Origin of the sequence: Streptosporangium brasiliense (genome assembly GCF_030811595.1) — a bacterium.
In the GTDB taxonomy this organism is placed as follows: Bacteria; Actinomycetota; Actinomycetes; order Streptosporangiales; family Streptosporangiaceae; genus Streptosporangium; species Streptosporangium brasiliense.
Map to the genome: position 1 here is coordinate 1427918 of NZ_JAUSRB010000002.1, position 19246 is coordinate 1447163.

The 19246-nt window shown below is 73.2% G+C and carries 18 protein-coding genes; 14 read left to right on the top strand and 4 right to left on the bottom strand.

Going from position 1 to position 19246, the window contains the following annotated elements; genetic code table 11:
* Positions 1–34: 34 nt before the first annotated feature.
* Positions 35–274: an anti-sigma factor family protein gene (locus tag J2S55_RS15065; protein WP_306860984.1), complete on the top strand. Its 240-nt coding sequence runs from the start codon at positions 35–37 to the stop codon at positions 272–274.
* A gap of 6 nt (positions 275–280) precedes the next feature.
* Here J2S55_RS15065 and J2S55_RS15070 read toward each other — a convergent pair whose 3' ends face one another.
* Positions 281–571: a zf-HC2 domain-containing protein gene (locus tag J2S55_RS15070; RefSeq protein ID WP_306875433.1), complete on the bottom strand. Its 291-nt coding sequence runs from the start codon at positions 569–571 to the stop codon at positions 281–283.
* A 123-nt stretch (positions 572–694) separates the two neighbouring features.
* Here J2S55_RS15070 and egtA point away from each other — a divergent pair, with 123 nt between their 5' ends.
* The 6 genes from egtA to J2S55_RS15100 all read left to right on the top strand — a co-directional run bounded on the left by egtA (position 695) and on the right by J2S55_RS15100 (position 7314).
* Positions 695–1921, top strand: coding sequence for an ergothioneine biosynthesis glutamate--cysteine ligase EgtA (gene egtA / locus J2S55_RS15075; protein ID WP_306860986.1), 1227 nt, complete (start codon positions 695–697; stop codon positions 1919–1921).
* The gene (egtB, locus tag J2S55_RS15080; RefSeq protein WP_306860988.1) at positions 1918–3219 is read left to right on the top strand and encodes an ergothioneine biosynthesis protein EgtB; all 1302 of its coding nucleotides are present in this window, start codon (positions 1918–1920) and stop codon (positions 3217–3219) included. Before egtA ends, egtB begins: the two co-directional genes overlap by 4 nt.
* Positions 3220–3924, top strand: a complete 705-nt coding sequence (gene egtC, locus J2S55_RS15085) for an ergothioneine biosynthesis protein EgtC (protein ID WP_306860990.1) — start codon at positions 3220–3222, stop codon at positions 3922–3924. It abuts the gene before it with no gap.
* 196 nt (positions 3925–4120) lie between these two features.
* Entirely contained in the window at positions 4121–5080 is a 960-nt protein-coding gene (gene egtD / locus J2S55_RS15090; RefSeq protein ID WP_306860992.1) for an L-histidine N(alpha)-methyltransferase, read from the top strand.
* 312 nt (positions 5081–5392) lie between these two features.
* The gene (locus tag J2S55_RS15095) at positions 5393–5998 is read left to right on the top strand and encodes a hypothetical protein (RefSeq protein WP_306860994.1); all 606 of its coding nucleotides are present in this window, start codon (positions 5393–5395) and stop codon (positions 5996–5998) included.
* 149 nt (positions 5999–6147) lie between these two features.
* Complete coding sequence (locus tag J2S55_RS15100; RefSeq protein ID WP_306860996.1) at positions 6148–7314, top strand: sensor histidine kinase; 1167 nt, start codon at positions 6148–6150, stop codon at positions 7312–7314.
* 62 nt (positions 7315–7376) lie between these two features.
* Here J2S55_RS15100 and J2S55_RS15105 read toward each other — a convergent pair whose 3' ends face one another.
* Positions 7377–8105: a winged helix-turn-helix transcriptional regulator gene (locus tag J2S55_RS15105; protein ID WP_306860998.1), complete on the bottom strand. Its 729-nt coding sequence runs from the start codon at positions 8103–8105 to the stop codon at positions 7377–7379.
* Positions 8106–8238: 133 nt separating this feature from the next.
* Between J2S55_RS15105 and J2S55_RS15110 the strand changes: the two genes are divergently transcribed.
* Complete coding sequence (locus J2S55_RS15110) at positions 8239–9195, top strand: ornithine cyclodeaminase family protein (RefSeq protein ID WP_306861000.1); 957 nt, start codon at positions 8239–8241, stop codon at positions 9193–9195.
* A 117-nt stretch (positions 9196–9312) separates the two neighbouring features.
* Entirely contained in the window at positions 9313–10686 is a 1374-nt protein-coding gene (locus J2S55_RS15115; RefSeq protein WP_306861002.1) for an FAD-dependent oxidoreductase, read from the top strand.
* Positions 10687–10826: 140 nt separating this feature from the next.
* Here the strand turns inward: J2S55_RS15115 and J2S55_RS15120 are convergent, their stop codons facing one another.
* Together J2S55_RS15120 and J2S55_RS15125 are read right to left on the bottom strand one after the other, a co-directional pair.
* Positions 10827–12353 (bottom strand): multicopper oxidase family protein, encoded by a 1527-nt coding sequence (locus J2S55_RS15120; protein ID WP_306861004.1) that lies wholly within the window; start codon positions 12351–12353, stop codon positions 10827–10829.
* On the bottom strand, positions 12350–12748 hold the full coding sequence (locus J2S55_RS15125; protein WP_306861006.1) for a hypothetical protein: 399 nt from the start codon (positions 12746–12748) through the stop codon (positions 12350–12352). Before J2S55_RS15125 ends, J2S55_RS15120 begins: the two co-directional genes overlap by 4 nt.
* Before the next feature lie 175 nt (positions 12749–12923).
* Between J2S55_RS15125 and J2S55_RS15130 the strand changes: the two genes are divergently transcribed.
* From J2S55_RS15130 to J2S55_RS15150, 5 genes are all read left to right on the top strand, one after another.
* Entirely contained in the window at positions 12924–14051 is a 1128-nt protein-coding gene (locus J2S55_RS15130) for a sensor histidine kinase (protein ID WP_306861008.1), read from the top strand.
* Positions 14048–14710: a response regulator gene (locus tag J2S55_RS15135; RefSeq protein ID WP_306861010.1), complete on the top strand. Its 663-nt coding sequence runs from the start codon at positions 14048–14050 to the stop codon at positions 14708–14710. The genes J2S55_RS15130 and J2S55_RS15135 overlap by 4 nt, the downstream gene beginning before the upstream one ends.
* 283 nt (positions 14711–14993) lie before the next feature.
* Entirely contained in the window at positions 14994–16037 is a 1044-nt protein-coding gene (locus tag J2S55_RS15140) for a hypothetical protein (RefSeq protein ID WP_306861012.1), read from the top strand.
* A gap of 24 nt (positions 16038–16061) precedes the next feature.
* Entirely contained in the window at positions 16062–18416 is a 2355-nt protein-coding gene (locus tag J2S55_RS15145) for a PEP-utilizing enzyme (RefSeq protein WP_306861014.1), read from the top strand.
* 64 nt (positions 18417–18480) lie between these two features.
* Entirely contained in the window at positions 18481–19074 is a 594-nt protein-coding gene (locus tag J2S55_RS15150; protein ID WP_306861016.1) for a histidine phosphatase family protein, read from the top strand.
* Positions 19075–19246 lie beyond the last annotated feature (172 nt).

The window sequence follows — 19246 nt, forward strand, 5'->3', positions numbered from 1 at the left end:
GGTTCAGCATCGAGACGGTAAGGCGGTCAGCGTCGTGAAGCGGTTCAGCTGCGACGAGGTGGTGGAACTCGTGACCGTCTACCTGGAGGGTGAGCTCGACGCGCCCAGGGGAGGCCGGTTCGAGGAACATCTCGGCGGCTGTGAGGGCTGCGAGCGCTACCTCGGCCAGTTCCGCGCCACCATCGGCGCCCTCGGCGAGCTGCCGCCCACGGCCCTGCCCGGCGAAGCGCGCGAGCGGCTGCTGGCCGCCTTCCGCGACCGGGGACGGCCCTGACGCCGGCTACCGCCCGCCTCCCACGGCCCGGGACGGCCCTGGCCCCGGGCCGGAGAAGGCCACGCGCAGCCTCCTGAGCACCCCGCCCGTGACGCCGTCGCCCCGGAGGCAGCCGAGGGCCTCGACCATCGCCCGGATCTGCTCCAGATGGACCGAGCAGCCGGCGCACCCGGCCAGATGGGCCTCCATGCGCCGCCGCCGCCCGGCGGGGAGCGCCCCGTCGAGGTAGTCGGTGACGAGCCCGACGGCCTCACGGCAGCCGACCGGGCGCCGGGACCGGGATCCGGCTCGCATCATTCTCACCTGTGCCCCATGTGACCGTAGTGCCGCTCGCGGTCGATCCGTTACACCCCGGCCCGCTGTAACGCTTGCGCGCCTCGCGGGTCTATAGACCCGTACACATCGGGCAAAGGGGGCACGATGATCGATCTGGCCGCCGAGGGCGCGCTGGTCCGGGGCGCTTCGGATGTGGCGGACTTCGCGCGAGGCTGCTTCCGCGGCTCCACCGGGGACCAGGTGGGGATCGAGCTGGAATTCCTGGTCTTCGACCGGGCCGCCCCCGCCCGCCAGGTCCCGCTGGCCAGGATCGCCGACGCGCTGCCCCCGCTGCCCGGCGGGAGCCGGGTGACCTTCGAACCGGGCGGCCAGCTCGAACTCTCCGGCCCGGCGGGTCCGCTGCCGGAGGCGATCGCCCGCCTCGCCGCCGACGTGAACGCCGCGCGCGCGGCCCTGCGGGAGGCGGGCCTGGCGCTGGCCGGGGTGGGTCTCGACCCGGTACGGCCAGCCCGACGGCAGCTACGGCTGCCCCGCTACGAGGCGATGGCCGAGTTCCTCGGCACGCCGTACGGGTCCCTGATGATGTGCTCGACGGCGTCGATCCAGGTCAACCTGGACCTGGGCGGCAGGCCCGCGGTCCGGTGGGAGCGCACGCACCTGCTGGGGCCCGTCCTGACGGCGGCCTTCGCCAACTCACCACTCAGCGGGGGCCGGCCGTGCGGGTGGATGTCGGGACGCCAGGCGGTGTGGGAGAACCTGGACCGGACCCGGACGGCCCCCGTCCCCGCGACCGGCGACCCGGCCTCGGCCTGGGCGGAATACCTGCTCGACGCCCGGCTCATGCTCGTACGCGAGGACGGTGAGCGGTGCCGCACGGTCCGCGACGGCTCGACCTTCCGCGACTGGCTGTCGGCCCCCACCCGCCCGCCGACCCTGGCGGACCTGGCCTACCACGCCACGACGATCTTCCCTCCGGTGCGGCCGCGCGGCTGGCTGGAGATCCGCTACCTCGACGCCCAGGACCCGGCGAGCTGGCCGGTGTGCGTGGCGGTGACCCACGCCCTCGTGATGGACGACCGCGCGGCCGACACGGCGCTGGCCGCCGCCGAGCCGTACGCGGGGATGTGGCCGTGGGCGGCGCGCCTCGGCCTGGCGGAGCCACGGCTGAGGAGCGCCGCCGAGACCTGTTTCGAGGCCGCCCTCGCGGCGCTGCCCCGCCTGGGCGCGGCCCCGGACCTGGTCCGCGAGGTGGCCGCGTTCGCCGACCGCCACGTGACGACCGGCCGCCCGCCGGCCGCGGACCTGCTGGATCTGGTGAAAGGGCCGGCGCGGAGCCTGTCGGCCTGGCTGACCGAGGAAGGACAGGCATGAACGACTTCAAGGAACGCATCGCCGCCGAGCTGGTCGCGGTGCGTAACCGGTCGCTGGCCTATACCGACACCGAGGACGACCTGCTGGTCAGACAGCACTCTCCGTTGATGTCGCCGCTGGTGTGGGATCTGGCGCACGTGGGCAACTACGAGGAGCTGTGGGTGCTGCGGGAGGCCGGCGGGATCACCCCGCTCCGCCCCGAGATCGACGACCTGTACGACGCGTTCAAGCACCCGCGCAAGGACCGCCCGAGCCTGCCCATCCTGGGGCCGGGCGAGGCGCGCCACTACATCGAGGGCGTGCGCGGCCGGGTGCTGGACGTCCTCGACGCGATCGACCTGGAGGGCCCCGACCCCCTGCACCGGGACGCCTTCGTCTTCGGCCTGGTGATCCAGCACGAGCACCAGCACGACGAGACCATGCTCGCCACCCTGCAACTGTCGGAGGAGCCGGGCCTGGTCCGCGACGGCGGCCTGCCGTCCGGCGGGCCCGCGGGCGCCGAGGAGGTGCTCGTCCCCGCCGGTCCCTTCCTGATGGGCACCGACACCCAGCCCTGGGCCTACGACAACGAACGCCCCGCCCACCGGGTCGACCTGGCCGCCTACTGGATCGACAGGCTCCCCGTCGGCAACCGCGCCTACACCGCCTTCATCGAGGACGGCGGCTACGACGACCCCCGCTGGTGGACGCCGGAGGGCTGGGGCTGGCGCCGGCAGACCCGCGCCCACGCCCCGCTGTTCTGGACCAGGGACGGGGGCATCTGGTGGCGCACCCGTTTCGGCCGGCCCGAGCCCGTGCCCATGGACGAGCCCGTCCAGCACGTCTGCTGGTACGAGGCCGACGCCTACGCCCGCTGGGCCGGCAAGCGGCTGCCCACCGAGGCCGAGTGGGAGAAGGCCTGCGGCTGGGATCCCGCGGCGGAGCGGTCGCGGACCTACCCGTGGGGTGACGACGCCCCCGGACCCGGCCGGGCCAACCTCGGGCACCGGGCGGCGCGGCCCGCGCCGCTGGGCGCCTTCCCCGCCGGGGCGAGCGCCTACGGCGCCGAGCAGATGGTCGGCGACGTGTGGGAGTGGACCGCCTCCCGGTTCCTGCCCTACCCCGGCTTCCGCAGCTTCCCCTACCGCGAGTACAGCGAGGTCTTCTTCGGCAAGGACTACCGGGTGCTGCGCGGCGGATCCTGGGCGGCCGACCCGGCCGCGGTCCGCACGACGTTCCGGAACTGGGACCATCCGATCCGCAGGCAGATCTTCTCCGGTTTCCGCTGCGCCCGGTCGGCCTCCCCGGAGCAGGCGTAGATGTGCCGCCACGCCGCCTGGCTGGGCGCTCCCCGGACCCTCGCCTCGCTGATCCACGGACCCGAGCACGGCCTGCTCCGGCAGTCCTACGCCCCGCGCCTGCAGCGCCACGGCACGGTCAACGCCGACGGTTTCGGCATGGGCTGGTACGACGCCGCCCGCCCGGAGCCGGTCCGCTACCGCCGCTCCGTCCCCATCTGGACGGACGCCAACCTGCCCGCCCTCGCCCAGATCGGCCGCTCGGGCTGCCTGCTGGCCGCCATCCGGTCGGCGACCGTCGGCATGCCGATCGAGGAGAGCGCGACCGCGCCCTTCGCCGACGGGCCGTGGCTGCTCAGCCACAACGGCAGGGTCGCGCGGGAGGTGGTCCGCGGGCTCGCCCGCGACGCGGAGAGCGCCTGCGACTCCGCGTGGCTCGCCGCCGCGGTCTTCACCCGGCGACGCGCCGGGCTGCCGCTCGGCGACGCGCTGGCGGAGGTCGTCACCCGGGCCGGGGCGGAGGACCCCGGCGCCCGCCTGAACCTGCTCGCCTGCGACGGCGCGTCGATCGCCGCGACCGTCTGGGGCGACACCCTCCACCTCCACCTCGACGACGGCGTGCTCGTGGCGAGCGAGCCGCTGGACGACCGGTCCGGCTGGCAGGCCGTACCGGACCGGAAACTGGTCCTCGCCTCTCCCGACGGCGTGTGCATCCAGCCACTGTGAGCGGACGGAGCGAGATCACCGCGAGACATGGCATCTCGGTCACGGGCCGGCGGGCCGCCGGGCGAGGAGGGACGTGACCGGGCGGATCGAGATCACCGGTAACCACAGCACCCCGGTCACGGGCCGACCGGCCGCCAGGCGAGGACGCCCCTGACCCATCGACCCAGGAGGCCCCGTGTCCGTCAGCCAGTCATCCATGAATCTGGTCAACCATCTCGGTGACGACTACCTGCGTCAGGCACTCGAACACGACGTCCGCACCGGACTGTCGTCGACGCCCAAATGGCTGCCGCCCAAGTGGTTCTACGACGCGGCCGGCAGCGATCTGTTCTCCCAGATCACCCGGCTGCCGGAGTATTACCCCACCCGCCGCGAGCTGGCCATCCTGCGCCGGCAGTCCGTCGACATCGCCGCGCGCAGCGGCGCGGACACCCTGGTCGAGCTCGGCTCGGGGACCAGCGAGAAGACCGTCCTGCTGCTCGACGCCCTGTCGGCGGCGGGGACGCTGCGCACCTACACGCCGGTGGACGTCGACGCGGTCACCCTCGGCGACGCCGCGCGGCGCCTCACCACCCGCTACCCCGGCCTGGCCGTACGGGCCGTCTGCGCCGACTTCGAGCACCATCTGGCGCTGCTGCCGCGCGAGGGGCGGCGGATGGTGGCCTTCCTCGGCGGCACCATCGGCAACCTCGATCCGGCGGCACGCGAGGTGTTCCTCAAGGAGCTGCGCACCACCCTCCGGCCCGGCGACACTTTCCTGCTCGGAGCCGACCTGGTCAAGGACACCGGGCGGCTGGTCGCCGCCTACGACGACGCGGCCGGGGTGACCGCCGCCTTCAACCGCAACGTCCTGCGCGTGGTCAACCGGGAGCTGGACGCCGACTTCGAACCGGACGCGTTCGAGCACGTCGCGCTCTATGACATGCAGCACGACTGGATCGAGATGCGGCTGCGGGCGGGCCGGGCCATGCGGGTGCGGGTCGGCGACCTCGGCCTGACCGTCTCCTTCACGGCCGGGGAGGAGATGCGCACCGAGATCAGCGCCAAGTTCCGCCCCGAGGGACTGCGGGCGGAGCTCGCCGCGGCCGGGTTCGCGGTGAGCCGCCACTACACCGATCCGACCGGTGACTTCAGCCTCGTCCTGGCCCGCGTGTGACCACCGGGAGCCGGCGGCCGGCCACTGGCCGCCGGCTGACGGCGGCCGGGGACCGGCGGCGGCCGGTCTGGGGTCCACGGCCGCCGGCGGGCAGCGGGCGGCGGGTGGCAGGCGGCGGGCGGCAGGCGGGCGGCGGGCGGAGGTTCCGTGAGAGGTGTCATGCTCCCGTGCCCGCCGGGCCGCTGACATCGCCGGTACGGGGGATATCCGTTCCCCCTCACCGGTGAGACCGAGGATCGCTCCCACCGGCGATCACTTTCCGGCGGCGGAAAACCAGGATTGCCTTATCCGCCAACCGCCTGGAGCCCTGACATGAACCCCCGCTTCGCATTCATCGCCACCCCCCTGCTCGTCCTCGCCTACGGGATCATCCGGATCCTCGACGGGCTCGACGGCAGCAGGGGCCCCGGCCTCGCCTGGACCACCGGCCACCTCGCCTTCCTCGCCGCCCTGGCCCTGTTCGTCCCCGTCTTCTGGGAGATGCGCCGGATGGCGGGCCGCGGTGTCGTGGCCACGGTGAGCGCCGGGCTCGGGACCGTCGGCATCCTGGCCGCCGCCACACAGTTCGTCATCGACATCGTGGTCGGGTTCCTCTCCGCCGACCACGCGGCGATGGGCGTCCTGTTCGACCGGGTCCAGGCCGTCCCCGGCGTCTCCATCGCGATCTACGACGGCGGCCCCTACCTCTTCTACCTCGGTCAGCTCGCCCTCGTCGTCCAGCTCGCCGTCATCGGCCGCGTCAAGGTCTGGACGCCGCTGCTGGTCCTGATCGACCTCGTCCTCCCGATCGTCGACCGCGACCTCATCCCGGTGGGCGCGATCTTCCTGCTCGTCTCCTTCGTCCCCCTCGCCCGCGAGCTGGCCCCCGCCGCCAGGCCCGCCGCCCACTCCGCCCGGCGCGCCACCACCCACGCGTGAGCAGCCCGGAACGGGCCGACCGGCAGGCCGCGTCCCGGCCGCCGGTCGGCCGCGCGTGGTCGTGGTCCGGGCGGTGGTCCCGGCTACGGCCCCGGCCGTGGTCCCCCCGCCGTACCGGCGCGCCGGGGGAGGAAGCAGGATTGGACACCGTGCCCGATCTGCCGTTCATCGCCCTGTTACGCCGCCGGATACGGACCCTTCCTCCCCAGTGGGTGGACGTGGCGCTCACCGCCCTGGTGATGGTGGTGCAGCTGTGGCCGTTCGTGGGCCGCGACAACCCCCACGACGTCCCCTGGCACTGGTGGGGATACGTGGTCGTGGTCGTGGCCGTGACGCCGCTGGCCTGGCGGCGCCGGATGCCGGTGCCCGTGCTGATCTTCACCCTCCTGGCGACCTCCCTGTACGACCTCGCCGAGAACCTGCCGTCACAGCCGATCTGGTACGGCGGGCTGGTCGCGATGTACACCGTCGCCATGCGGTCCTCCCGCTGGGCCCGCCTGTCCATGATCGTCCTGGCGACCTGCGGCGGGATGCTGCTGGTCGGCTCGTCCGACACCGCGCTGCGCGGCATCGTGCTGTTCGTCGCCGCGTACGCGATCGGCAGGGCCGCCGCCGTCTCCCGCGCCTACGCGGCGGCCCTGGAGGAGCGGGCCGCCCGCCTGGAGCACGAGCGCCAGGTCGAGGCGGAGCGGGCCGCCGAACGGGAACGGGCCAGGATCGCGCACGACATGCACGACATCCTGGCCCACGCGGTGAGCCTCATGGTGGTCCAGGCCGAGGCGGGGCCCGTGGTGGTCAGGAGCGATCCGGCCAGGGCCGAGGCGGCCTTCGACGCGATCGCCGCCGCCGGGCGCGACGCGATGCTCCAGCTCCGGCGGATGCTGGGCGTGCTCAAGGAGGGAGAGGGGCCCCGCGCGCCGCAGCCCACCATCGGTGACCTGCCCACGCTGGCGGGCCAGGTCACGGGCACCGGGCTCGACGTGGCCTACAGCACCTCGGGCGAGCCCCGGCCGCTCCCTCCCGACGTCGAGGTCGCCGCCTACCGGATCACCCAGGAAGCGCTCACCAACATCGTCAAACACGCCGGCGCCTCCCGCGCCGACATCCGGCTCCGCTGGGACGACGACGCTCTGACGATCGACGTCACCGACGACGGCCCCGGCTCGGGCCGTTCCCTCCCCTCGGGCGGCAACGGCCTGATCGGCATCCAGGAGCGCGCCACCGCCTGTGGCGGCACCGCGACCGCGGGCCGCCGCGCCGACGGACCGGGCTTCCAGGTGTCGGTACGGCTGCCGCTGCCCGCCACGGCCGCCTGACCGCCTCCGGCACGGGCCACCCGGGTCCGGACCGGCTCAGCCTCCGGCGCGGGCCGTCCGGATCAGCTCAGCTCGCGGGCACGGGCACGTTGGCGGTGCGCCTTCTGGCGGCATGCCGTACCGCAGAACCGGGCGGGCCGGCCCGTGCGGGCGGAGTGGATGGGAGCGCCGCACGTCTCGCACCGCCCCCCGCTCGCCCTGGCCCGGCTCCCGTCGCGGACCGCGGCCGCCGTCTGGGTTCCGTCGCGGACCGCGGCCGCCGTCCGGGTTCCGTCGCGGACCGCGGCCGCCGTCCGGGTTCCGTCGCGTCCGCCGGCCCGGGTTACGTTACGGTCGGCCGCCGGTCTCCTGGGTTCCGTCACGGCCGGCGTGACGTCGGCACGGGCGTCGTAGTCGGCGCGGGCGGAGGCGATCTCGCTCTGGTGCTTCTCCGTCCACATGACGAGCGACTGGATGGTGTCGTGCAGGGTCACGCCCAGCGGCGTGAGCTCGTAGTCCACCCGGGGAGGCACGACGGGATGGACGGTGCGGCGCACCAGGCCATCGCGTTCGAGCTGGCGCAGGGTCACGGTGAGCATGCGCTGGCTGATGCCGTCGATCTTACGGCTCAGCTCGGTGAAGCGCAGGACGCGCCGGTCCAGCAGGGCGATCACCAGCAGCGACCATTTGTCCGCCACCCGGTCGAGGATCTGGCGGACCTCGCAGTCCTCCCTGGTGTCCCACTGGCGGGCGTCGTAGTCGTCCTCGACGGCGGAGCAGTGCGCCGGCGACTTCGGAGTGCTTTCTTCCATCGCCGTCCATGGTGTCGCATGGCGCCTTCACTTACAAGAAGGAACCGAGGAACCGACCCGGCTCCGGCCGCCGTGCTCGGCCCGTTCCCCACCGGAGGGGATCAGCCGGCGGCGTGGATGACATGATCGTCCTGTGACGTTGCTTCTGTCCCGGTCCGATCTGGAACGCCTGCTGGATGTGGAGGACTGCCTCAGCGCCCTGGAGCAGGGGTTCGTCGCCGGGGCCCCGGCCGTCGGGCCTCAGCGGATCCGCACAGACCTCCCCGGGCCGGGCACGGCCACCGCCCTCATCCCGGGACTGGTCGAGGGCATCCCCGCGTACACGGTCAAGGTCAACGCCAAGTTCCCGGACGCGCGGCCCGCACTGCGCGGTGTCGTCTGCCTGCACGATCTCGGGAGCGGCAAGCTGCTGGCACTGATGGACTCGGCGACGGTGACGGCGTGGCGGACGGGTCTCGCGGCGGCGCTCGGCACGCACGCGCTCGCCCGCCCCGATGCCGCCACCGTCGCGGTCGTCGGCGCCGGCGCCCAGGCCGACCTCGTCGTCCGGGGCCTGGCGGCGCTGCGGCCGCTCGACCGCCTGGTGGTCGCCGATCTCGACGCCCGGCGGGCCGCCGACTTCGCCGGGCGCCATGCCGCCGCCTTCCGGAGCGCGGGCTGCGAGGTCGTCCCCGACGCGGCCACGGCGGCGGGGAGCGCGGAGATCTCCGTGCTCGCCACCTGGTCACGTGAGCCCCTCCTCGGGGCCTCGGACGTGGGGCCGGGCACCCATGTCACCTCCCTGGGCGCCGACGAACCCGGCAAGTCCGAGCTCGCCGCGTCCCTGCTACGGGCCGGCCGCGTCATCGTCGACGACGTGTCCCTGGCGGTCGCGATGGGCGCGCTGGGCAACGCGGGGCTCACCGCGGCCGACGCGGCGGGCACGCTGGCGCAGGTGCTGCGGGGTGAGGTGCCCGGCCGTCGCGGCGGCGACGAGGTCACCGTCTACGCGCCGGTCGGGCTGCCCTGGCAGGATCTGGCGCTCGCCTGGGTCGCCTACCGCCGCGCCCTGGACGGCGGCGCGGGCCTGGCGTTCGACTTTCTCGGCTGACCTCCCGCCCGGCCTGCCCGCACCGCCCGTACGGCGGGCCCGCGCCGGTGCGAGCCGCGCGGATCGAGCACACGTGAAGATGCCAGGGCCATACCCCGCCGACGTACGCTGCTGCGCATGGCACAGGCCGACAGCGCGATCGTCATCGGCGCCAGCATCGGCGGACTGCTGGTCGCCCGCGCACTCAGCGAAACGTACGCCAAGGTCACCGTCGTGGACCGCGACCTGCTGCCCGAGGACCCGGTCGGGCGGCGTGGCGTCCCGCAGGACCGGCAGTTGCACGTCCTGCTGGCGCGGGGCAGGGAGCTGTTCGAAGGGCTCTTCCCCGGCCTGTCGGACGAGCTGGCCTCGCTGGGGGCGCCGCTGATCGACCTCCAGCACCAGGTCCACTGGTACAACGACGGATACCGGATGCGCCGGGCGCCCTCCCCACTGATGGCCTTCGGTGTCAGCAGGCCGCTCCTGGAGCACGTGGTGCGGGCCCGCGTCGCGGCGCTGCCCGGGGTGAGCGTCCTTCCCGCGTGCGAGGTGCTGGGAGTCACCGCGACCCCCGACTCCCGGCGGGTCACCGGCGTGCGGGTGCTGCCGCGCACCAGCGGCGCGGTGGAGTCGGCCATCGGCGCCGACCTGGTCGTCGACGCGGGCGGCCGGGCCTCCCGCACCCCGGTCTGGCTGGAACGGCTGGGCTACGAGCGCGCCCCCGAGGAGCACGTGCGCGTCGGCGTCACCTACGTGACCCGCAGCTACCGGCGGGAGCCGCACCATCTCGACGGACTGCTGGGGGCGCTCACCAACGCCGTCCCCGGGCTGCCGCGCGCGGGGATCGTGGCCGCCCAGGAGGACGGCCGGATCAGCGTCGCCCTGTCCGGCATGCTGGGCGAGGAGCCGCCCACCGGCGACGAGGACATGGCGGAGTACGCCGGCACGCTCGCCGCACCGCAGATCGCCGAGATCCTCCGGTCGGCGGTGCCGCTGGACGCGCCGGTGAAGATGCGCTTCCCCGCGAGCCTGCGGCGGCGCTACGAGCGGCTGCGGCGCTTCCCCGAGGGCTATCTCGTGGTGGCCGACGCCCTGTGCAGCTTCAACCCCATCTACGGGCAGGGCATGACGGTCGCGGCGCTGGAGGCGCTGCTGCTGCGCCGCCTGATCGCGCAGGGGACCGACGGGCTGGCGCGGCGGTTCTTCCGCGGCGCGGCCAAGCTGATCGACACCCCCTGGTCGATCTCGGTGGGGACCGACCTGCGCTTCCCGGAGGTGGAGGGACGGCGGACGGTGGCCGTCCGCCTCACCAACGCCTACGTCAACCGGCTGCACGCCGCGGCGACCACCGACCCCGTGCTCGGCGCCGCCTTCCTCCGCGTCCTCAACCTGATCGACCCGCCCGCCAGGCTCCTGTCCCCCGCCATCGTGCTCCGTGTCCTGCGCGGATCGCTGGGCCGTCCGGCGCCGGCCAGGGCGGACGCGACGCCGGTGGCCGACGTCCGGGCCTGACCCCGGTCTCCGGATCTCACATCGCCACAATTCCTGAGAAGTCGTGACATATCCCCCAGGGAGGTCCGTGGCAGGGCGGGGGGCGGCTCGGCCGGACCCTGTCCGGTGGAACCGCCGTCCGGGGAAGCCGCCGCGGCCGGTCAGACCACCTCGAAGTCGGCCATCATCGCCATGTCCTCGTGTTCGAGGTTGTGGCAGTGCAGCATGTAGCGCCCCCGGTATCCCTCGAAGCGGACCAGGACGTCGACGACCTCGTAGGGCCGGACGTCGACGGTGTCCTTCCAGCCCGCGTCCGTCGGGGCGGGCGGCCTGCCGCCGCGTGACAGCACCTGGAAACGGGCCAGGTGCACGTGTACGGGGTGGTGGAAATCGCTGGTGAACCGCCAGACCTCGGTGGTGTTCAGCCGTGGCCTGGCCAGCGGGCTGCCCGGCCGGAACGGCCGCCCGTTGATCGTCCAGGCCGCTCCGCCGCCCTGTCCGGTCCTGCGGAAGTCGAAGGTCCGCGTGGCCACGGCTCCGGACCGGTCAGGGGGCTCGATCCGGGACAGCCGCCTGGGGACCGTGCTGTCGTCCTTCGCCTTCCGGGCGACGCGGAAGCGCATCACGTTCCGCGTCTGCCCGGTGCCCAGCGTGTTGACCAGCGTCACCTCGGCGCCGACGGGGTGGCCGGAGAAGTCCACGACCACGTCGAACCGTTCCGCCGGGGCGATAGTGATCGCGTCATGGGTCACCGGGGCGGCCAGCAGCCCAAGGTCGCTGCCGACCTGGACGAACCTGCCGCCGGGCGTCAGTTCGAGGCGGTAGCGGCGGGCGTTGGAGGCGTTGAGCAGCCGCAGCCGGTAGCGGGCGGCGTCCACCTCCAGAACCGGCCAGGGGGCGCCGTTGACCAGGATCACGTCGCCCTCCACGCCTTCCATGAAGTCGTCCTCCACCCCCGCCTTGACCAGCAGGCTCGGGTCCACCTCCGGATAGCGGAACGCGCCGTCCTCCTCGAAGGACCGGTCACAGATCATCAGCGGCAGGTCCCGCGCGCCCTTCGGCAGCGGCAGCGCGTCGTCCTCGTCGTCGCGGACCAGCAGGAAGCCGGCCAGGCCCCGCCAGACCTGCGGAGCGGTGAAGTCCATCCGGTGGTCGTGGTACCAGAGCGTGGCCGCCCGCTGGTCCAGCGGGTAGAGGTAGTCCCTGGCCCCGGAGTGGAAGGTCCACAGCGACGGGTCGTGAGCGGCGTGCGCGCCGGGCGGCGGCCGGAACCCCCTGCCCTCGGCCACCACCAGGTCGGTGGGGTAGCCGTCGGAGCCGGGCGGGGTGACCCCGCCGTGCAGATGCGTGGAGGTGGGCACGGGCAGCTCGTTGCGGACCCGGATGACGGTGGGTTCGGCGCGGCGCAGGTCGAAGGTGGGACCGGGGAAGGTGCCGTCGTAGCCCCAGACCTCCGTCGTCGTGCCCGGGATGATCTCCACCCGGGCCGCCCGCTGGACCACCTCGTAGTGGCCCGGCCGTACGGGAACGGCGGTCCTGGGGACCGGGAGCGGCACGGTGAACGGCGTGGGCGGCGCCAGCGCGCTGGTCAGCGTCTGGCCGGCGGTCTCGGCGGTCGACGTCCCGCAGCCGGCGACGGCGAGCCCGGTGCCGCCGAGCAGGCCGAGGAAGCCCCGTCGGGAGATCACGCCGCCCCCCGCCAGGTCCAGGCGGTCATCACCGCGGATGCGCCGAAGACGGCCATGCCGAGCGGGAAGTGCGCGGCGATGACACGCTCCTGTCCCAGCATGATCTGCAGCGTCTCGGCGGCCACGAGCGCCGCGCTCGCCCCGGCCGGCCACAGCGGGCCCCTTCCCGGCCGCCACAGCAGGATCGCGGACACGAGCTGCAGGTAGAGCATGGCGTGGGTGAACCCGCCGTTGCCGCGGTGCCAGGTGAGCATGTCCACGTCGCCGGTGACGAACAGTCCGGCCAGGGCCGCCTGTCCGAGCACGCCGAGAAGGTGCAGGGTGGCGCCGGCGCGTAACGACCAGACGGTCCAGCCGGGGGCGCGGGTGCGACGGGCGGTGGATGAGACGCTCATGAACGCCATGCTGGCGTGCCCTGTCCGGGAGATCGTCCCCCGTGGGCGGTGCTCCGCCGTACGTCCCGGGATGTACGGCGCGCCAGCGGGGGACGATTGTACGACCACGGATGTACGCACGACCTCATCCGCCCGCCCGTCGGCCCCGCCGGTCCGGTGTCCTACCGTTTCGGGGATGAAGAGCCGGAAGTTCGACGCGCTGATCACAGTGGCCGTGCTGACGTTGGGCGTCGCGGGCACCTACGGCAGGCTGTCCTCCTCGGGCATGCCCGAGCGCCCCCTGGACGCGCTCGGCCTGTCGTTGCTCGTGCTGCCGGCGCTCTCCCTCGCCTTCCGGCGTACCGCGCCGGTGTGGACCGGGGTGGTCGCGGTGGGGTGCGGCATCGCCTACTACGGCATGCGATATCCGGGGATCTTCGCCGCCGCGCCCGCCCTGATCGCGATCTACACGGCGGCGACCCTTGGGCGGCGGCGCCTGGCGGTCGTGCTCGCCGCGGCGCTGGCCGTGGGTGTCGGCGTCCTCGTCGCGCTGGCCGACACCGACCCGGAGCCCGGCGGCCTCAGCCTGCTCAGCGGCTGGCTGGTGGCGGTGGTGGTGGTCGGCGAGATGGTCCGCAACCGCCGCGCCTACCTGCACGAGGTGGAGCAGCGGGCGGTCGAGGCCGAGCGCACCCGGGACGAGGCGGCGCTGCGCCGGGCGGGCGAGGAGCGGCTGTGGATCGCCCAGGAACTGCATGACACGCTCACCCACGCCATCTCGGTCATCAACATCCAGGCCGCGGCGGCGACGCATCTGCTGGACCGCAGGCCGGAGCAGGCACGTGAGGCACTGGCCGCGATCAGGGATTCCGGCCACGAGGCCATGCGGGAGCTCCGCGCCACACTGGGCGTGCTCCGGCAGGTGGACGCCGAGGACCCCGGGACGGGGCTGGCCCGACTGCCCCGGCTGGTGGCCAGGGCGGAGGCGGTGGGCCTGCCGGTGAAGGTCACCGTGGTGGGCGAGGCCGGCATGCTCGCACCGGACGTCGATCGGGCGGCCTACCGCATCGCGCAGGAGGCGTTCACCAACGTGCTGCGCCACGCCGGCCCCGCGTCGATCACGTTGACGACCGAGTACCGTCCTGGAACGATCGTGCTCCGGGTGGCGGACGACGGGCGGTCGGACGCGACGGCCGCGGGGCAGGGGATGGGGATCATCGGCATGCGGGAGCGCGCGCTGGCCGTGGGCGGGTCCTTGACGGCGGGACCGCGCCCGGAGGGCGGGTTCGAGGTCCGGGCCGAGCTGCCGCTGGTGAGCTCATGATCCGAGTGCTGCTGGCCGACGACCAGCCGTTGATCCGCGCGGGCTTCCGGGCCCTGCTCGACTACGAGGACGACATCGAGGTGATCGGCGAGGCCGGGAACGGCGGCGAGGCCGTCGAGCTCTGCCGGGCGCTGCGGCCGGACGTGGCGCTGCTGGACGTCAGGATGCCCCTGCTCGACGGGATCCAGGCCACCCGGATGATCGGCTCGGACCCCGAGCTGAACGCGGTGCGCGTGGTGATCCTGACCAACTACGCCCTTGACGAATACGTCTTCGCCGCGCTCCGGGCCGGGGCCGGCGGCTTCCTGGTCAAGGACATCGAGCCTGTCGAACTGCTGCAGGCGGTGCGCGTGGCGGCCCGCGGCGACGCGCTGCTGTCGCCCTCGGTCACCCGGCGGCTGATCGAGGAATACGTCTCCGCCCCGCCCAGGCCGGTGGCCGGCCCCGGCCTGGAACGGCTGACCGGGCGGGAGCGCGAGGTGCTGGCCCTGGTGGCGGCCGGCATGTCCAACGAGGAGATCGCCGGGCAGCTGGTCATCAGCCACGCCACCGCCAAGACCCACGTCAGCCGTACGATGACCAAGCTCGGCGCCCGCGACCGGGCCCAGCTCGTCGTCTTCGCCTACGAGTCGGGGCTGGTCACTCCGGGAGGCCGCTGAGCCCAGTCGCCCGGATCCCGCCGGAGCGGTCCCGCGTCCCCCGCGAGGCCGGGCCGTCGGGAAGGGCAATGTGGCCCGCGCCGCCAGGGCGGGGAAGACACCCCGCGGTTAAACTCGCGGAAACTCACGGAAAACCCGCGGAGGACGGCGACGTCTCCCGACGAACGGTCTCCGTCACCGCCGGGATTCCGACTCCGTCCCGCTGGCCGGCGGCCGCCTTGCCGGTGCGCGCTGACCGTCCGGGGGAGCCGTGCACAGAATACTCACCCCTTCACAGTGCGACATGAGCGATTACGTGGAGGCGTGCGGCGCTTTTGCCGCGGAAGGCGCGCGGCGTTTCCTCGTCGTAGGTGACAGGGCGCCGGCCGACGCGCTGCGGACCGCGCTCCGTTCCGGGCACCCGCCCGGCCGTGTCGTGGTCCACCACGCCGCTCCGGGCGCCGGGTCCGGCCCGGCCGCCGACGTGGTGGTCGGGCTGGCGGGCTGCGACCGCGGGCGCCTGCAGCGGGCGGTCGGGCGGAATCCACGGGCGCACGTCCTGCACGCCGCCCGGCGTGAGCCCTTCCTCGGCGTGGTCGCCCTGCACAAGAGCGGGACGAACCTGGTCGCCGAACTCGTGCGCGCCATGGGCTACGACGTCTCAGGAGAGGGCACGGGGCCCGCGCCCTACGAGGACGGGCTCTGGGAGAAGCACGAGGAGGACCATCTCGCGACCCTGGGGCCGGGCTCGGCGTATGTCGTCCATTCTCTCCCCATGCCCGCGGTGGGCGGCCCTGCGCAATATCCGCGCCCCCTCTTCTACGCGTGGTGCGAGAGAGAGTTCCCCGTCGTGTTCCACTATCGGGACCCGCGGGCCGTCGTGCTCTCCCTGATCCGATATCTCCTGAGGCAGGGGGCCGGGAAGAGTTTCACCCGCCTGCCGTTCCACATGATGAACGCCAGGATGTTCGAGCGTCTCCCCACGCCCGAGCGGCGGCTGTCGCACGCGATCCGGAACCTGGGCCCCTATCTGGAGTGGTCGTTCACCGACAACGCGTGGCTGCTCGACCACCCCGACGTCTTCACCACCTCCTACGAAGAGCTCGTGGGCGGCAGGGGCGGCGGTGACGACGGTCTCCGCGAGAACGCCGTCGCCCGGCTGATGGTCCTTCTCGGGGTCTGCGGCGATCCGTCCGCGATAGGGGAGCGGGCCTACAACCCGTCGGCGAGGACGTTCGTCCTGGGCCAGGCCCACCGGTGGAGGGACGAGTTCCCGGAGGAGCTCCTCGGCGAGTTCCAGGAGAGATACTCCACCATTCTCGACCGGTACGGATACGCGGGCCGGTGAGCGGAGGCGAGGGAGGGACCGACCGTGGAGCTCGGATCGAAGGCGGAGACGCTCGAATGTCTGGCCTCGGCGCTGCGGACGGCCCGGGTGCTGCCGCAGGTCCGCTTCACCGTGGCCGAATGGGAGAGGTCCCCCCATAGCGTGCTCGACCGTATCTTCGAGACCCCCTGGTCGGCCGCTCCCGTGATCGTCCGGAGCAGTTCGCTCGCGGAGGACCGCGAGGACGTCTCCCACGCCGGCGAGTTCCTGTCCGAGCTGGACGTCCTCGGCAGGAGCGCCGTACGCCGGTCGATCACGCGGGTGGCCTGCTCCTACGGCGGCGGCAGCCCGGACGACCAGATCTTCGTCCAGCCCATGCTGCGGGATGTGGCGCTCAGCGGTGTGGCCTTCACCGCCGACCCCACCACGGGCAGCCCGTATTTCGTGATCAACTACGACGACGCCTCGGGGACCACCGACTCGATCACGGCGGGGCGCTCCTGCGAGCCGAAGATCTACCTCCGGCACCGGGAGGCGCCCTCGGCCGCCCCCGTGCCGGAGCTCGCGGGGCTGTTCGAGGCGCTGGGTGAGCTGGAGGGCGTCCTCGGCCCCGACGTCCCGCTGGACGTCGAATTCGCGGTGGACACCGGGGGGCAGGTGTTCGTCCTTCAGGTGCGCAGGCTGGTCTGCGATGTCCTGCCCCCGCCCCGGCGGGCCCGGCTGGCCCGGGAGATCACCGAGGTCGAGTCGGCGATCCGTCGGCTGAGCGGGCCGCACCCCTACCTGTACGGTGACCGCACCCTGCTGGGCGTGATGCCGGACTGGAACCCGGCGGAGGTCGTCGGCGTACGGCCCCGCCCGCTGGCGCTGTCGCTGTACCGGCGGCTGCTGACCGACTCGGTCTGGAGCGCCAGCCGGGACGGCTACGGATACCGCGATCTGTCTGGGTTCCCGCTCCTGATCAGCCTGGCCGGCCAGCCCTACGTCGACGTGCGGGTGAGCCTCAACTCCTTCCTGCCCAAGGATGTCGAGGGGGAGCTGGCCGAGCGCCTGGTCAACCACTACCTGCGGCGGCTTGAGACCGAACCCGAGAACCACGACAAGATCGAGTTCGAGATCCTGCTGAGCTGCTACTCGCTGGACCTGCCGGACAGGCTCATGCGGCTGCGGGAGGAAGGGTTCAGCGCGCAGGAGTGCGGACGGCTCCTGTCCAGCCTGAGGACGTTGACCAACCGCGCCATCGGACCGGACGGCCCCTGGGCCAGGGACCTCGCGCGCCTGTCCGAGCTGGGCCGGCGCTTCCACACCGTGACCGGCTCCGGACTCTCCGACATCGGCAAGATGCACTGGCTCATGGAGGACTGCAGGCGCTACGGGACGCTCCCGTTCGCCGGGTTGGCGAGGGTGGGATTCATCGCCGTGGAGCTGATGAGGTCACTGCGGACGCTCGACCCGCCGCTGCTCGACGACGCGGAGTTCGAGGCGTTCATGCGGGGGGCGGCCAGCGTGACCTCGGAGCTGAACGCCGATCTCGCGACACTCGACCGGCGGGACTTCCTGCTGCGCCACGGGCATCTCCGCCCCGGGACCTACGACATCCTCTCCCCCCGTTACGACGAGGCGCCGGACCACTATTTCGACTGGGACGCCGAGTGGGGCCGGCCCCACCGCCCTCCCCCGGACCCGGTGCTCTCCGGTGCCCGGGCCGACCGCCTCGACCTGCTCCTGCGGCAGCACGGGATCCGCCTGGGAGCCTACGAGCTGCTGGATTTCGTGCGCGCCGCCATCGACGGCCGCGAGAGGGCGAAATACCTGTTCACCCGGAACCTGAGCGAGATGCTCCGCATCCTCGGCGGCTTCGCCCGGAAGTACGGATACACGCTGGAGGACTGCTCCTACGTCGACGCGGCCGTGATCGGTGATCTCTACGCGTCGAGCGGGGACCCCGGCCGTGTCATCGAGAGCGCCGTCGCGCGTGGGCGCGGATCATACGAGTCGACGCGCGCGATGACACTGCCCTCCCTGATCAGACGCCCCTGCGACGTGTGGGCCTTCGGCCGGGAGCGGGCCGAACCGAATTTCGTGACGCAGAAGAGGGCCTCGGGCCGGGTGGTCACACCGGATGACGATCCGCGGGACTTCAGGGGCGGAATATTGCTGATCACCGCGGCCGACCCCGGCTACGACTACATCTTCTCCCACGGGATCCAGGCTTTCGTCACGATGTACGGAGGGGCGAACTCCCACATGGCCATCCGCGCGGGGGAGCTGGGCGTGCCCGCGGTGATCGGCGCGGGAGAGGTGCTTTTCCGGAAATGGTCGCGCGCGACCGGACTGGAGATCGACTGCGCCGCCCGGCAGGTGCGGTGCACGGGGCTGCGGAACAGGTCAGGGCTCTGAGGCCGGCCGCGGACCGGCTCCGGGAGCGCCATGCTCGCAGGCATCGGGAATCGAGGGGATCGCCGTGGCCCACGCCGTCACCATCGCCACCCTGGGACATCTGCCGTCCCGGGACAACCGGCTCGGTCTCCGGTCGCGCGACCAGGAGGTCCTCCCGGAGGCGCTGCGCCGCTTCAGGGACGGGCTCGGCCCGGCGCTGCAGATCCTCAGATCCCTGGCTCCCGTATACCGCGCGGTCTACTGCCCCACCACGCTCAGGCACCTGACCAGCGCCAGAGTGGTCTCCGACCTCTTCGGGATCCCCGCCCCGGTCCCGGACGCCCGGATCAACAACGTCGACTACGGGATCCACAAGGGCAGGCCCCTGGAGGAGACGCCACGCAGGTCCGCCGCCGTCGACGGCCCCTACGAGGGCGGCACGTCCTGGACGCACGTGGCGGGACAGTGGCGTTCCTTCTTCGAGGACCGGCTCAGGAGGCACGACGGGCAGGCCGTGCTCCTGGCCGGCCAGTCGGGGGCATGCCCGGTGATGATGGCCCACATCTGTGACGACGTGCCGCTGGCCGCCGCCCTGAGCGACCCCCGGCTCGACATCCCGCTCCTCGACGCCCGCGGTCCGGCGCCCTCCGTCTCGGTGTGGACCTACCGGTGGCGCTGATTCCCCGCCGCCGGGGGGTCGATCAGCGGCGGACCCGCTGCTTCAGGGGCGGACCCGCTGGTAGGGGAGGTCCCCCGCGTACCGCCGCCACTCCTCGGCGCTGATGGGACGGCCCGCCGCCGCGCCTTCTCCCGCCGGACGGCACCGGGGGGACACAGCTGAGCAATCTCGG